This window comes from Sphingobacterium sp. UBA6645, assembly GCF_002455685.1.
Lineage (GTDB): Bacteria > Bacteroidota > Bacteroidia > Sphingobacteriales > Sphingobacteriaceae > Sphingobacterium > Sphingobacterium hotanense.
The window spans coordinates 26,313-41,811 of record NZ_DKLH01000059.1 but is presented as its reverse complement, the minus strand read 5'-3'; the positions used below and the strand labels follow the sequence as shown (position 1 = coordinate 41,811).

The following is a 15,499-nucleotide window of genomic DNA, read 5'->3' as shown; positions in this document are numbered from 1 at the left end:
ATTTTCAAATCAACCCTTTTTTAGATATGAGATGTAAGACATTAGATATTAGAGTATGGTCGCTAGTTGTGAATAGGAAAGGAGGGGTTTAATGATAGTCAGGATGTTTTGTCTTGAACAAGGAAAGGAAGGAGAAAAGGAGAACCAGGATCCTGCTATTCATCCTTGCTTTCGTGGTTCAAGACAAAAGTGTAAGTATGCTTGATCCTGCTCATCAATTCATCCTTCCTTTCCTGGTTCAAGACAAAAGCGTAAGTATGCTTGATCCTGCTCATCCTTGCATCCTTCCTTTCCTGGTTCAAAGACAATCTTTAAATCGCTTCTTTATTTGACCCCTTCCATACCTCAATCATAGCCGCTCCAGAAGGGTTTTGATTGGGATATGAAAGGGTTTTGAATTGGGTTTACAATGGGTTTGAGTGGAACCAGGTATTAGCTATTTGCGAGGAAGGGATGGGACAAAAAAAGGCTACCCACAATCGGTGGATAGCCTTTTCTAGATGTTTGTCTGTTTACTTCTTGAGGTGTAGATCGAAGTATTTAGCGATTTTATCGTACATATGGATTCTATCTTTTCCCATTACGTTGTGTTCGTGGGTAGGATAAAGGAAGTAATCCACTTGTTTTCCGGCTTCTATACATTTTTGTACAAAATCCATAATATGTTGCTGTACTACGACCGGATCCTGCGCACCATGAATGATCAATAGGTGACCGTTCAACTTATCTGATTTATTTAACAAGGAAGTCTTCTCGTAGCCTTCAGGGTTCTCCTGTGGAGTATCCATATAACGCTCGCCATACATGATTTCGTAATATTTCCAGTCCATTACTGGTCCTCCGGCTACAGCCGCTTTGAAGATATCGTTATGTTTGGTCATCAAAGAGCTGGTCATAAAACCACCGTAACTCCATCCGAATATTCCCATGTTTTCAGTATCAACGTATGGTAGCGATTTCAGGTAGTTGATACCCACCAACTGATCTGCCATTTCGGCTTCGCCCAAGTTTCGGTGTGTTACTCTGGTGAAATCGCGTCCACGTGCATCTGATCCTCTGTTGTCTAGGGTAAAAACGATATAACCGTTTTGTGCCATATACATATCAAAATAACCGAGCCCCCCTAACCATCGGTCAGTTACCAATTGCGCATGTGATCCTCCATATAGGTAGACCATCACCGGATATTTCTTATTCTGATCGAAATTCAATGGGTAAGTAATACGTGCATTTAAAGGCGTCTGTCCATCTGGAGACGTGAATGATTTGAATTCTATATTTGGAAGATCGACTTTACCGTCGAAAGGATTGCTCGCTTGAAGAATTGAGCTGGCCTTATTTCCTTTTTTATTGATAACCTGAATCTTATTTGGAGTGCTCAAATTACTGTACTGGTCCAATACGTATTGTCCACTGCTGCTTACCGAAGCATTATGTACACCATTGGTTTCAGTTAATTGTGTAGTTTTCCCTGATTTGATATCAACTTCAAATAAGTGGCGTTCCATACCATTGTTCGTTGCTGCGACGTAATAGGCTTTATTGCCCTTGCTGTCGAAGCCCTGGAAATTGGTAACAACGACATCCTTATAACCAAGATTCCGGATTAGCTTTCCTTCAGTATCGTATAGGTAGAGAGCATTGAAACCGTCTTTATCGGTTTGATACAAGAACTGTTTTGGATTGTTCGGTAAGAAAACTAATGGCTGTTGAGGTTCGACCCATGTCGTTGATGATTCCTCGAAAAGAGTTTTTACAAATGCGCCAGTTTGTGCATTGTATTTATTCAATTTTAAATGATCTTGTCCGCGGTTCAATACACCCACATACACAAACTCGTTGCTTGGATCCCAGGTTACAATCGTTAAGTATTGTTCTTTCGGTTCGCCCGTTTGCAATTGTATATTTTTGTCAGTCTCCGTGTTGAATATTTGTAGCGTTACTTCCTCACTCTTCATTCCGGCCATTGGATAGCGGATATCTTTTACGGTCGCAACACGTGTATCCCATTGTGGTAATGGATACTTTGTAACCATGCTCTCATCCTTACGGTAATACAACAAAAGTTTATCATTTGGTGACCACCACATGCCCTTGTCAATACCGAATTCGTTACGGTGGACCTTATCTGTACCATTCACGATACCATCAACCGTGTCTTTTGTCACAATTACCTTCGTGCCATTTTGATCGATGATCTCAATATTATTGCCATTTAGGTAAGCTGTTTTAGATTGGGAATTGCTAGCAGTCGCTGATTCTAAATCATTCGGAACACTTGAAGCAACTTTTGCTTGTTTTTTTGAAAGGTCGTAATGGATGTTGTAGGCTTTTTTCTCCCCACTTACGTCGAAAGAAATCGTATTTGCATCTATCCAATCGTATGAAGTTGGAAATCGGCGCAATTCTATTTTATCCGAAGGAATAGCAGCAACAATAGCGCTTCGAAGGTCGGCTTTGCTGATAATTTGTTTTGCTTGCCAGTTGCTTTTGGCTTCGCGAATCAGTAAATTTTGATAAGTACTATCTAAACTCGAAAATGCATCGCTGTTCTTGACCCATTTAGAACCAGTGATAGTCTTTGGAGCGAATTTTCCAGGACCAAAGACTGTTTCGTCAATGGTTAGCTTTCGCTGTCCATAGGCTACCGATGAGCTTAATAGAAATAATATCAGTAGTTTTCTCATTTTAATTTTTTTTATGCTGACGAAATTAGGGATAAGTTTTTGGAAATGGGAGGGGAAAATTGAAAAGGCGGCGTCTATGGAAACTTTAACGTATGGATTGAATTGGATAGAAGTAAGGCGCTGTAATTATGTTTAAACCTTACCATTTTCTTTTCTAAAATATCTATATTTAAAAAATAAACTCGAGCTATTACACTAGCTTCGAGTCTATAATATACAGTCAACAACCTAATCACTTATAAAATCCAGAAAATGGCATCCTATTTCTTTAAAACCCTTGTGCTATTAATTTGTGTAGCGAGTTTTTATTCCTGTCAGCAAAAGCGGGACGGAGACCCTAAGATATTGGTGTTTACCACGTCTGATAAAGACAGTTCGAACGCGAATTCTGTAGGCGCTGCTGCGATCATGAAACTAGGGGTAGAACATAAATTTGACGTGGATACAACCTCCAATGCGGCTAGGTTTATTGAGGATTCCTTGAAAAACTACGCTGCGGTTGTGATGTTAAATACATCCGGAAATACTTTGGATAAATATCAGGAAGTAGCATTCGAGCGCTATATACAGGCAGGTGGCGGCGTCTTGGCCATTCAGTCTATAAAAGATACGGAAGTTGACTGGGGCTGGTATCAGCGCTTATTTTCATCTAATAATTCTGATGACTTATCTCAACAAGAAATAGAGGGAGGTCGCGTAGCTTCGCTACAAAAGAAGGAAGCTTATTCAAATTCCCTATTCTCTGATAAAAATTATATGAGTCAACTACTCCAGGGAATCGAATATGTGGTTGGTAAGAACTATGTCTTAGATTATAAAAAAGCTAAAGCGAAGCCCGTTCCTACAGATGCGGATTTCACAAAGGTCACCATGGCAAAAGGGGAGCTTTTTGAGCCTACGGAAATGGCTATTCTTCCTGACCTTTCTATTTTAATTGCGCAGCGTCGTGGAGAACTTTTATTGCTCGACCAAAAGACAAGTAAAGTGGAGCAGGTTGGCTTTTTAGATGTATATCATGAAACTGGAAACCCAAAGGTCAATGCAGAGGAAGGCTTTATGGGTTTGACACTAGACCCGGATTTTGAGAAGAACAATTATATCTATGCCTTTTATAGTCCGAAAGATACGTCGGTGAACCGACTTTCCAGATTCGTGTTCAAGGATAAGAAATTGGACATGAGTTCTGAAAAGGTTATCCTTCAGTTTTACTCACAGCGTTATATCTGTTGCCATACAGGAGGTTCTTTGGCTTTTGGAAAAAATCGCTTATTGTACATTTCCACGGGAGACAATTCTACTCCATTTAACGAAGAAGGGCAGAAATATGTGAGTGATGGTTACTCTCCAAAAGATTCGCGCGTTGGGCATGAGCAATATGATGTGCAAAGGACATCCGGAAATACCAATGATCTTCGCGGTAAGATTCTTAGGATCCGGATGAATGAGGACGGTAGTTATTCGATTCCTGAAGGAAATCTATTTAAAAAGGATCAGGCGAATACACGTCCCGAAATCTACGTCATGGGAAATAGAAATCCTTATCGCATTTCGGTTGACGCAAAGACAGGGTATCTGTATTGGGGGGAAGTAGGGCCGGATGCAAGCAAAGATTCCGTAGGGAGAGGACCTCGCGGCTACGATGAAGTCAACCAGGCACGTGAAGCAGGTTTCTTTGGCTGGCCATATTTCATTGGCAATAACTATGCTTATCATGCTCATGATTATGAAACAGGTGCGAAAGGTGCAGCGTTTGATCCCATGAAACCAGTAAATGAGTCGAGAAACAATACCGGATTAAAAGAATTGCCTGCTGCAAAGCCCGCATTTATATGGTATCCTTATGCCGATTCGCCTGAATTTCCGCAGCTTGGCAATGGAGGTCGCAATGCGGAGACCGGACCTGTTTATTACTCATCAATGTTTCCAAAGGAGACGCGCTATCCTGACTATTTCGATGGTAAACTATTTATTTATGATTGGATCAGAGGCTGGGTGATGTTGGTTTCCATGCAGCCGAACGGGGATTTTGACAAGATGGAGCCTTTCATCTCGAATATGAAATTAGCATCTCCAATCGATATGGAGGTTGGGCCTGATGGAAAAATCTATGTGTTAGAGTATGGTAGTGGTTGGTTCAGCAAGAACCCGGATGCCGCTGTTGCTCGATTTGACTATAAGGAAGGTTCTTCAAAGGGCGCGCAAAGCGGATCTACCAATGCAGGGGATGCAGCAAATCCTGTAGGACATCAGCAAGCGAATATTCCTCGTGGACAGAGCTTAATTGAAGCATCAGATTGTAAATCTTGTCATGCTATCGATAAGAAATCTGTGGGACCATCATATCAGGAAGTTGCGAAATATTATAAGGATAATAAAGATGCCGAAACTATCCTAGTGAAGAAGATAATGAATGGTGGTAGTGGGGTATGGGGCAAGGTGGCTATGGCTGCACACCCGAACCTGAAAGAAGAAGACGTGAAGGAGATGGTTGAATGGATATTAAAGCAATAATTCCATTTATATCTAGTTTACTTATTCGTTTCTTAGCTATTCTTCCAATGGCCATACAGAACTTTCATCTCTCAAATGGGGAGATGAAAGTTTTGTTTTCGTTCGTTGATTTCCTAAGTTTGGGAAGAATCGGTTTTATCAGATCGGTTTCAATTATTGACTAAATTTAGATGGAGGAAAAGAACATTCGCGAAGAGGATTTGGCTAATCTCATACGAGAGGGGAATGTTATGGCTTTTGAAATCGCCTTCAAGCAATTCCGTGAAATCTTATTTAAGCATGCTTTTTACGTTGTCAGGAACATGGATGAAGCTGAGGATGTGATTCAAGAGGTCTTTACAACGCTTTGGGAAAAGCGCGAGTCGATTCCTGCAGAAGCAAACCTTTCCAGTTATCTTTATCGCATGACACGGAATCGGGTACTGAATAAGCTCAGTCATCAGAAGGTGATGGATAATTATATTCAGCATGTTCTTGTTGAGCAGTCGGAACAGACTAGCAATAGTGACTTAGATCTTATTGGGAAAGAGTTGGCTGCGATTATCGAGTCTGAGATCGGCAAGCTTCCTGCTCGAATGCGTGAAGTTTTTAATTTAAGTCGAAATGAGGGCCTTAGTCATAAGGAAATTGCCGAGTTGTTGCAAATTTCGGAAGGTACATCTAAATTGCAGGTTTCCAAAGCTTTGGCAATTCTTAGACAGCGTGTTCTTAAAGCCGTTATTGTTCTTTTAGCGGGTTAATAAAAATTTATTTCATTTTCTTATATATCCTTCGGCTGGGTTAGCTGTCTTTATGATACTAGGCAATTAAAAAATAACCATGCTACCTGAAGAGATAAAGAATTTAATTGGCAAATACCAAGCGCGTACAATATCCAAAAACGAGCAAGAACAGCTATTTCGTTGGTATAACGAACAAGCTAAATCTGCAACCAGTATGGACGATGCAGATATGCATATTCGTTTGGAAAGGATCGCTGGACAATTGCCTGCGTTGAATACGAAGCTGGTTCGTCAAATTTCCTGGATTAAATGGGCAGCTGCAGCCATAATTACCATGGCGGTGGGTTTGGCGATCTATACTTCTCAACAAAAAGACATTCCTTTAGACATTGTTATTCAAGCAGACTCTACAAAAGGAGCGGAGTTGGTATTGGCTACCGGTAAAGTAATTTCCCTTAATGAGGTCGGTCAAGGTGATACCATCGATGCTGATGGCAGCAAGCTTTTTAAGACGAGTGATGGTTATATCGCATATAGTTTTGATGGCGATATAAATGAGGCTAACCAGAATTACAGCTTCCGGACCCCGGTGGGTACAGAAACTAAAATATTACTGCCTGATGGTACTCGGGTTTGGTTAAATGCGGCGTCGGAGTTGAGTTTTAAAAAACAATGGGCCGTGGAAAACCGAGAAGTATATTTGAAGGGCGAGGCTTATTTTGAGGTTAGCAAACAAAGAAACCCGCAGGGTCTATTGTATACCCCTTTTAAAGTTTATTCTGCCGGTCAGGCAGTAGAAGTGCTTGGCACAAAGTTCCGCATACAAAACTATCAAGAGGAAGCGTGGAGTACAACGAGCCTGTTCGAAGGTTCCGTAAAGCTAGAGATATTAGCGTCAAATAAGCAAGTAGATAAAGCCGTGATCTTAAAGCCTGGGCAGCAAGGGTTATTCAACAGAGATAGCAGACTGTTAGATTTTAAAAATATTATCGAGGATGCGCCGCAAAGTTGGCGGGACGGATATTTCAGTTTCCATGGCGAAAACTTAAGGGAAGTTTGTGCGCAACTAGCACGTTGGTATCCGGTTACCTTTGATATAGATGCTGATCTGCCGAAAGGCGAATATCACGGTGATATTCCTAAAACTTATTCGCTCAATGAGGTATTAGATATCCTGGTCGATAAGAACATGAATTATAGATTCTCTAATGAAAATAACCAAATAAAAGTACGCTTAAACCAAGAAAAGAAATAACCAATTTTTTATGAAGCATTTTATTAATTACAAAACCTGGGGAGGTTTAGACTATCTCTTTGTCAAAAAAATTGCCGTAGTGCTGCTAATTGTTTGTCTGATTCATAGTAATTCAGCATTAGCATTTGGGCAGGATTTGAAAGTTCATGCGAAGCAAGAACGACTGAGCCAAATATTTGAAAAACTCAAGAAAGAAATGGATACCATTTCTTTTGGGAGGGTAAGGACTTCTCAAATACGCTAGTTGATGTTTCTGTCGTTGGTAATATCGACGAAGTACTGGCGGCTTTGTTTAAAAACCTGCCGGTTGAATACAGACTGCACAAGAAAACGGTAATTATTCGTGTAGATAATGCGAAGTTATCTCAAACAGCAAACTCGCAGCAGCAGATTGTTAGAGGTCGTGTAATCGACGAAGAGGGGAATCCGATGGTCGGCGCAACGGTGCGATATAGCCATTCGGGAACCTATCATACGCTAGCTACAGGTTCAAAGGGTGAATTCGAGTTTCCTTCAAACTCGTTCCCTGTACATATTATGATCACAAGCTTGGGTTTTAGACCTCAAGAGTATAGTATAGCCTCTGCTAATGATTCGAATCTGATACAATTGCTTAGAAATAATGAAGTAATCGAAGATATCGATATTGTCTATACGGGTTATCAGGCGCTAAAAAAGGAAAGCTCTTCGGGTTCCAGCAGTGGTATTTCAAAGGAATTCATTCAGGAAAGAAATAACAATTCACTAGATAAAATTCTAGAAAATGCGGTTCCGGGGCTTAACACCTATACTACACCTGATGGAAAAATGGATATGCGTGTTCGTGGGGGTAGTTCCTTACGTGCCGGCACAAATCCGTTGATAGTAGTGGATGGGTTTCCAAGTGAAATTATGCCTGATGTGAATGAAATCGAGAATATTACAGTGTTAAAGGATGCAGCGGCTGCTGCGATCTGGGGTTCTCAGGCTGCGAATGGGGTCATCGTTATCACGACGAGTAAAGGAAAAGCTGGGAAACCTGTAATCCAATATTCTGGAAATTTGAGGGTAGAGTCTAGACCTGATTATTCCGCATTGCAAAGAGCAAGTTCAGCGGATGTTATCGACTATGAAAAGGAACAATATGACAAGGGTTATATCATGGCCGGCATTTTCGATAATTCTTCGGGTGGATATTCGCAATCCATAGGAATTTTTAATGATTTCGATCGTAAGGATATTGATTTAGCGGAGCGCGATAGACGATTGGGCCTATTAGCGGGATTAGATAATCAATCGCAAGTAAATGATTTATTGTTGCGTCAAGCAATCAATCAGAAGCACTTTTTATCCATCAGCGGCGGTTCAGATAGATTCAACTATTATTCTGGCTTTAATTTCGAGCAGGATTTAGCGGGAACAAAAGGTACACAAGCAAAGAGTACTTTGGTGACCAATAGATTGTCATACCATTTGGCCGACTTTCTGACGCTGCGTAGTAACATATCGATGGACTATAACTGGGGGAATCAGGGTGTTAGTAATTTAGAAAGCAATATTCGAGCCTTGCAACCGTATCAAATGATACAGGATGAACAAGGTAATCCTATCAATAATTATTTCGGCTACAATAAGATTGAAAACGACCGTTTAATGGGCCTAGGGTATTTGGATAATGGGGTGAATTTATTGACAGATAATAACCTGGCGAACAATAAATCGACCGGATTTGGTATTCGTAGTATTTTCGGAATGGATTGGAAGCTGATGAAAGGCCTGCGATTGACGAATGATTTAGTTTATGAACGTCTGAACGGCAGACAGCGTAATCTTTATAATCAAGAATCTTATTTTACGAGAAGCTTAGTTAATAGATTTACGGCTTACGATGATGCTGTGGGAGATTATGTGAAATATATTCCATATGGTGATGTATTAGACTTAAATTATACTAACACCAAGCGTATGGCTTCGCGTAATCAATTGAACTATGAAAACACGTTTGCCGAGCGCCATTATTTGAATGTAATTGCTGGGGCGGATATTAGTAAGCGAATCGCCGACGGTGGAATCCAGCGAATGTTAGGGTTTAATGATGAGCTATACAGTTCGCAGGATCGACGCGAAGAAACTTGCGTTGGGTGTCAGAGATTGGGAAGGATTAACCCAACGTTATGTTGCCGCAGATTATAATAAATTAAGCTATTTTGAAAATAGAGAGTATTCTTTTTATTCATCCTTAGCCTATACTTATGATCGTCGATATACCTTTACAGGTAGTTATAGAAATGATTATTCGAATTTATTTGGTGCAGACCCTAAGCTCAGAAGAACGCCACTATGGAGCGTAGGAGGTAAATGGTTATTGCACAACGAAGCTTTCTTTAACAATGAATGGATTTCAGAATTGAGTCTTCGTTCGACTATTGGTGTTACGGGTAATTTCGACCGGAACAATTCAACAACTACCTTTTTGACAGCGACACGCTTTTTTAACAATATTGCTGATGATTTTGTTGCGCGGCTTCAAACTCCTCCAAACCCTAAGCTACGTTGGGAGAGTTCGCGTACCTTCAATGCTGGTTTAGATCTAGGCCTTTTAGCAAATCGTTTTGTAGTCAATGTAGATTATTATAACAAGTTTAGCTATGACTTACTCGGAAGTCAGGAGCTGGACCCTACAGTTGGTTTAACGAATGCCTATGTTAATGCTGCAGAATTATCGAATAAGGGTATTGAGTTTGGTATTCAAGCAAATATTCTACAAAACCGTCCATTCGAATGGTCGAGCCAATTGAATCTTGCTTATAATAAAAGCAAAGTAATATCTAATAAAATTACTGATACCAATCCGAGGCTAAATCGTCCAAGAGATGTAGTCCCATTCTTAGAAGGATATGAAAGGGAGTCGCTATGGAGTTATCGCTGGGCAGGATTGGACGAAAAAGGGAGGCCACAGACTTACGGTGCTGACGGCGAAAAAGTCCTTGTGCCAGTGGAAGAATCTTTAGAATTGAATGGTACAACAAGGCCTCGCTATAGCGGATCGTTTAATAACACGTTGAGATATAAAGGATTTAACCTATCTATCTTTACCGTATTTAACTTAGGACAAGTTGCTCGCATGGAAATGCCAGAGATGTATGGTTATGTATGGGATAGCTCTTATAATAATAAAATCGCCAAACGTTGGAGACAACCGGGTGATGAGCATAAGACTGATATTCCGGCCATCCCTTTAATGGAAGACTTTTTTGAACTCGCGGATGACTATAGCCGATTGGCGACTCTTTCCAGCAACTCTGTTTTCGATGCTTCTTTCCTACGGGTAAGAGAAATCCAGTTAGGTTATACCTTAATCGATTCTCAATTTTTAAAAAGCTTGCCTTTCAAATCTGTTCGTGCGGTAATGCAAGTGAATAATGTGTTCCTATGGAAAGCAAACAAATCGGGGCTTGATCCCGAGGCTGTTGTAAGTAGAATGTACTATTTACCGGAGCCAATGGTTTATACATTTGGACTTAACCTAACCCTTTAATTTTGCCTAAGATGAAAAGAATATATTTAGCATTCGTAATTCTGGTTGCTTCGTTAAGTAGTTGCCAAAAATACCTAGACATCCGTCCTAAAGGGAAATTTATTCCTCAGACAATCCAAGACTATGAAGAGTTGTCATCAAATCCATCGTATGCAGGAAATGGCAATGCGTATTTAGAACGTCTTTCCGACGGGATTTATCTCGCGCAGTCCACTGTAAATAGTGGGATGAACGGAGCAGGTTCAAAGACCTATATCTGGGCAGCGGAGTATTACCTAGAGACGGAGAGCGACCGTACATGGAATGATAACTATAATAATATTTTCAACGCAAATATCATCTTGCAAGAGATTGATGGCGTTGAAGATGGAACGCAAGAGCGTAAGAATGTGGTTAGAGGGAATGCTCTTTGCAATCGTGCACAGGCATACATGAATCTTATACTTTTTTACGCGCCTACTTACAATGAAAGCACAGCGGCTTCAGACCTTGGGGTACCCTTAATAACGATTCCAGACTTGGAAGCGAAGTCTAGCAGAGCTTCGGTAAAAGAAGTGTATGACCAAATTCTTAGCGATCTAACGACCGCATTGCCTCTTCTTCCGGATGAACCTAAGAACGTATATCGTCAAAGTAAAGGCGTTGCGAACGGGCTACTTGCACGTCTGTATCTTTATAAGGGACAGTATGAAAAGGCATTGGCCCATGCCAATGAAGCATTGAAAACAAACAGTACTATTTTCGATTTCAATGAGTATAGATTTATTAATCCAGATCGTCCTGCTTTAGGTATTGCTAATCGTGCGCTCGCGCAAGTACATCCGGAAATGATTTCCTATATGACCACTTCATTTGGTACTATTTTGAGCAACAGTTTCATCGATCCTGATTTGTTAAATCAATTCGATCCGAAGGATCTTCGACTTAAATTCGGCTGGTCAAAAACAGACCGTACTGGTGTTCCGGTTAAAGAACCCTATCCACAATATATCAATGCTGACTTGAACTATAATATCGCTGTTCCGGAGATGATGTTAATTGTTGCGGAATGCCATGCCAGATTAAATCAAAAAGATCAGGCGCTCAAGTTGCTAAATACGTTGAGGAAAAAGCGGTTTGCTCTTGAGGACTTTAAAGAACTTCAAGCCGCAACTGCTGAAGACGCATTGAAAATGGTGATCAAGGAGCGTAGAATGGAGTTGTTCGGTAAAGGCTTACGTTGGTTTGATATGAAGCGTCTGGACAAGGATCCGCGTTTTGCAAAGACTTATAAGCGTGCTAATACAGAACAATCTTATACGCTGGCTCCGGGCTCCTCACATTTCGTTGCTCAGATTCCAGGCTTGGTGATGAAGTTGAACCCTAATATTGTTCCAAATCCTAGATAAGCAGATATGAGGAAACCTAGATTAGTGCTGTTCTGGTTATGCATTCATTTGATTCCACTTGCTACAATAGCACAAGGGAACTATCAAATTAATGGACAGATTATTAGTGATAAAAATATTGCTCGTGCTTATCTCTATACCTTCAATAAAGGTCGGGAATTGTTGGACTCTGCAGAGGTTAAGGACAATGCGTTTCAATTCAGCGGTCAAGTAGATAAGATTCAAGCGGCGAGCATTGGCTTGGAAGGATCGAAGCGTTCAGTTCATTTCATTTTAGAACCGGCGCAGATGCAGGTACGACTACAGGAAGACTGGAATCAGCCTAGTACGGTGATTGGTGGAATTCAGAATGCGATTAAGAAGGGATATGAACTTGATATTGCGAGTTTTCAAGATAGTATGAGGGCGCTTGGTGCCGCATATGAACATGCCGACGAAGACGGTAAAGTAAAGTTAGGCATGCAAATGCAAGTTTGGAATCAGAAGGTCGACTCTGTTCGTAAAGATTATTTAAGAGCGCATCCTGCTTCCTTAGCTGTATTAGATATCTATCGACCATATATTCCGGGTATGAACTATGTCGAGCTTCAGGAATTAGTTAATCGATTCGACAGTGGGTTGGCCTATGCACCGGTCTATCAGGAGCTATTAGGGATTTATGAACGTAAGAAAGAACGAAATTTAGTGGGTAAGCAAGCTCCTGCGATCCATAGTAAAACGATTGGGGGAAAGACTTTCGATTTAACCTCACTAAAGGGGAAGACTGTGCTGATTGATTTCTGGGCTTCATGGTGTGCTCCCTGCCGTATTGCGAATCGAAAACTTGTGCCGACCTATGAGAAATATCGTTCAAAGGGTTTTGAAATCGTGTCGGTCTCGATGGATGACAAGGACCATTTGTGGAAGGCTGCAGTTGAGAAGGACGGTATTCCTTGGATTCAGGTTGCAGACTTAATTGATTTAAAATCGAATAAGGCGGCTGCGGCCTATCATGTTGAGCAGTTGCCGACATTGTTCTTAATTGATGAGAATGGTATCGTGGTTAAACAGAACATGAATCACGAAGAACTTTTAGAATTTTTAAAATTGAAGTATGATAAATAAACGATCTATTATATTCGGTTTATTGGGTCTTGCACTTTTTACGAATGTGCATGGCCAAGAGAAATTAGTGGAAATTAGCGGACGAATTAAGGGTATTGGCAATGGTGAGATTCGAGTGTTAGACCCTGTTAAAGGCGAGATTAAACGCTTCCATGCGACTCAGGATAATTTTAAGATCGAGGTGCCTTTGCACACGAACGACCAACGATTCTTTACCATGCATTTGCCTTCATTAGGTGATATGGGGCCGTCGATGAAAACACCTGCATTATTTTTTATGGTCGACAATGACCCCATCAATATCCAAGCGCATATTGAAGAGGGGAGTGTGAAGACTGATACCATCAATGGAGCGAATGATTTTAACGCTTTTAATGCGACTTACAAGCAGTTGAAGAGCACGGGAGAGCTGATGCTTGTTACTGAAGAGTATAATAAAGCATTTAATGCTTATAACAACGTCGCAAAAACAGAGGAGAATCTCGCAGCATTGAAGGCTGTGGGTGACAAGATTGAAGCAATTTATTCGGATCAACAAAAGGAAATTACGGAACTTATTGCATCGAATCCAAAGTCTTTGACTGTTGCAACCTTAGCGAGTCAATATACCGCCCCGGAAATGACACCGGACGCCATTTCAACATTTCTTTCTCAATTCGATAAGGGAGTGATAGCGCAAAGTTTTTATTTGAAAGAGCTGCAAAACAAGTTAGCAAAGGTTAGTCAGTTGGAAGTAGGTCAACAGGCTCCGGATTTTACAATAAAAGGAGCCGATCAGAAAGCTATTAAGTTGAGTGATTTTAAAGGCAAGTATGTTTTATTAGACTTTTGGGCTTCTTGGTGTGGTCCTTGCCGACGCGAGATGCCTCATGTGAAAGCTGCCTACGAGCAATTTAAAGGAAATAACTTTCAGGTTTTTGCTGTTTCGATCGATAGTGATGCTGCAGCTTGGAAGAAAGCGTTGGAAGAGGATAATATGCCATTTGTTCATGCGTTGGATGTGAAAGGAAAGCAAAGCGTTGGTGATTTATATATGGTGAGAGCAATTCCAACGAACTTCTTGATAGATTCAACGGGTAAGATTATTGCGAAGAATCTGAGAGGCGAGGAGCTTAGTAAATTTTTGGAGAGTCGGTTGTAGGCTAGGCGGGATGTGTTTTTTTCGAACCTTTGGTTTAAAAAACGAATTTGGTCGGAACCAGGAAAGGAAAGATGCGAGGATTGACAAGATCGGATGTCAATCTTCGCATCTTTCCTTTCTTGGTTTCAAGACAAGCAATCGATACTGCAATCCTGAACTTCTGATCTGAAAGCAATACTCTCTCCCTTCTAGTACCAGATTCACCTAAAGTGTACACATCAAAAATCAAAAGGAGAAACCCTCATTTATTGGCTGACTTTTTGCTAAAATTCATCAGTCGGTGATTAAAAATTATACTTTTATATCTTACTTTGGTTAGATATCTTAAAGCTTGATTTGTTCACTGAATTTGATGGTTTCAAAAATATCGGATATATAAAATGACAATGGTGGTGAAACGAACGATTGATAATAATTATAAAAAATATATTTTAACAGGCGTTTTCTCAACGTTAATTTTGGTCGGTTATGCTCAGGAAGAGAAGAAGCAACCGAACAAGAATGAGCACGCAAGCGAGCAAGTCGATCGAACGCAAACCCGTGTAATGGACTCTATTGAAGTGGTTCGAGAATATCGTCCTATTCTTGCTGATGCGGTAAAGATTCGAAGAACTCCTGATATGAAAATTGATCGGGCTACACTTGCACAAGAATTACGCGAAATTGCAGCAAGCATGTACTTTGCACGAAATAATTATAAACAACCTTATCACAGCCCCCTTCCACAACGGTATCCGAATGCCTCCCGCGACAATATTGATAATAACAGGATCGGTATTATTGCATATTTAGCTGGTGAGTATGAGCGAGCAGCATCTATTTTAAGTAAGGTGCAACCTACAGACGCCTTCTATCAGAGTTCACTGATTGGGCTAGGGAACATCGCGTTGAAGAATGGGGATAAGCAAGCTGCTTTGGCGGCATTTCAAAAAGCAGCCCAATTGAATTACGATCAAGAAGTGAAAGCTGATGGTTTATTCAATTATGGCAAAATATTATACGAGTTAGATTCTGTTCGAGATGCCTTGCAACCACTGCAGGAATATATAGCGTTAAATTTTAAAGACCAAAGCTCCGAACAAGGGAAAGAAACGACCGAATCTCGAATTACACAAGTTTTAACGGGTACCAGCAATTTTCAGGCTGGGGTTTATTTGTTAGAGTCGTTCAAGAA

At 40.7% G+C, this 15,499-nt stretch carries 10 protein-coding genes and 1 pseudogene; 10 read left to right on the top strand and 1 reads right to left on the bottom strand.

Annotated features, from left to right (window positions below):
• Positions 1-512: 512 nt before the first annotated feature.
• Entirely contained in the window at positions 513-2,687 is a 2,175-nt protein-coding gene (locus tag B2400_RS11510; protein WP_293933502.1) for a S9 family peptidase, read from the bottom strand.
• 252 nt (positions 2,688-2,939) lie between these two features.
• Between B2400_RS11510 and B2400_RS11505 the strand changes: the two genes are divergently transcribed.
• The 10 genes and pseudogenes from B2400_RS11505 to B2400_RS11460 all read left to right on the top strand — a co-directional run.
• Positions 2,940-5,198: a PQQ-dependent sugar dehydrogenase gene (locus B2400_RS11505; RefSeq protein ID WP_149526284.1), complete on the top strand. Its 2,259-nt coding sequence runs from the start codon at positions 2,940-2,942 to the stop codon at positions 5,196-5,198.
• Positions 5,199-5,368: 170 nt separating this feature from the next.
• A complete protein-coding gene (locus B2400_RS11500) occupies positions 5,369-5,938 on the top strand; it encodes an RNA polymerase sigma factor (RefSeq protein ID WP_149526283.1) in 570 nt (189 codons plus the stop codon).
• 79 nt (positions 5,939-6,017) lie between these two features.
• Positions 6,018-7,175, top strand: coding sequence for a FecR family protein (locus tag B2400_RS11495; RefSeq protein ID WP_293933498.1), 1,158 nt, complete (start codon positions 6,018-6,020; stop codon positions 7,173-7,175).
• Between the two features lie 10 nt (positions 7,176-7,185).
• A complete protein-coding gene (locus tag B2400_RS11490; protein ID WP_293933496.1) occupies positions 7,186-7,419 on the top strand; it encodes a hypothetical protein in 234 nt (77 codons plus the stop codon).
• Between the two features lie 44 nt (positions 7,420-7,463).
• Entirely contained in the window at positions 7,464-9,347 is a 1,884-nt protein-coding gene (locus B2400_RS11485) for a TonB-dependent receptor plug domain-containing protein (RefSeq protein ID WP_293933494.1), read from the top strand.
• Positions 9,247-10,692 (top strand): TonB-dependent receptor domain-containing protein, encoded by a 1,446-nt coding sequence (locus B2400_RS11480; RefSeq protein ID WP_293933492.1) that lies wholly within the window; start codon positions 9,247-9,249, stop codon positions 10,690-10,692. The genes B2400_RS11485 and B2400_RS11480 overlap by 101 nt, the downstream gene beginning before the upstream one ends.
• 11 nt (positions 10,693-10,703) lie before the next feature.
• A complete protein-coding gene (locus tag B2400_RS11475; protein ID WP_293933490.1) occupies positions 10,704-12,080 on the top strand; it encodes a RagB/SusD family nutrient uptake outer membrane protein in 1,377 nt (458 codons plus the stop codon).
• 6 nt (positions 12,081-12,086) lie between these two features.
• Positions 12,087-13,184, top strand: coding sequence for a TlpA disulfide reductase family protein (locus B2400_RS11470; protein WP_293933487.1), 1,098 nt, complete (start codon positions 12,087-12,089; stop codon positions 13,182-13,184).
• Positions 13,174-14,325, top strand: coding sequence for a TlpA family protein disulfide reductase (locus B2400_RS11465; RefSeq protein ID WP_293933484.1), 1,152 nt, complete (start codon positions 13,174-13,176; stop codon positions 14,323-14,325). Before B2400_RS11470 ends, B2400_RS11465 begins: the two co-directional genes overlap by 11 nt.
• Before the next feature lie 392 nt (positions 14,326-14,717).
• Positions 14,718-15,499 (top strand): annotated as a pseudogene (locus B2400_RS11460) (hypothetical protein); the annotation flags it as partial.

Bases quoted from the DNA above. Each gene is read 5' to 3' on its own strand.
- B2400_RS11510 (WP_293933502.1), bottom strand. From the start codon at position 2,687: ATGAGAAAACTACTGATATTATTTCTATTAAGCTCATCGGTAGCCTAT.
- B2400_RS11505 (WP_149526284.1), top strand. From the start codon at position 2,940: ATGGCATCCTATTTCTTTAAAACCCTTGTGCTATTAATTTGTGTAGCG.
- B2400_RS11500 (WP_149526283.1), top strand. From the start codon at position 5,369: ATGGAGGAAAAGAACATTCGCGAAGAGGATTTGGCTAATCTCATACGA.
- B2400_RS11495 (WP_293933498.1), top strand. From the start codon at position 6,018: ATGCTACCTGAAGAGATAAAGAATTTAATTGGCAAATACCAAGCGCGT.
- B2400_RS11490 (WP_293933496.1), top strand. From the start codon at position 7,186: ATGAAGCATTTTATTAATTACAAAACCTGGGGAGGTTTAGACTATCTC.
- B2400_RS11480 (WP_293933492.1), top strand. From the start codon at position 9,247: ATGATGAGCTATACAGTTCGCAGGATCGACGCGAAGAAACTTGCGTTG.
- B2400_RS11475 (WP_293933490.1), top strand. From the start codon at position 10,704: ATGAAAAGAATATATTTAGCATTCGTAATTCTGGTTGCTTCGTTAAGT.
- B2400_RS11470 (WP_293933487.1), top strand. From the start codon at position 12,087: ATGAGGAAACCTAGATTAGTGCTGTTCTGGTTATGCATTCATTTGATT.
- B2400_RS11465 (WP_293933484.1), top strand. From the start codon at position 13,174: ATGATAAATAAACGATCTATTATATTCGGTTTATTGGGTCTTGCACTT.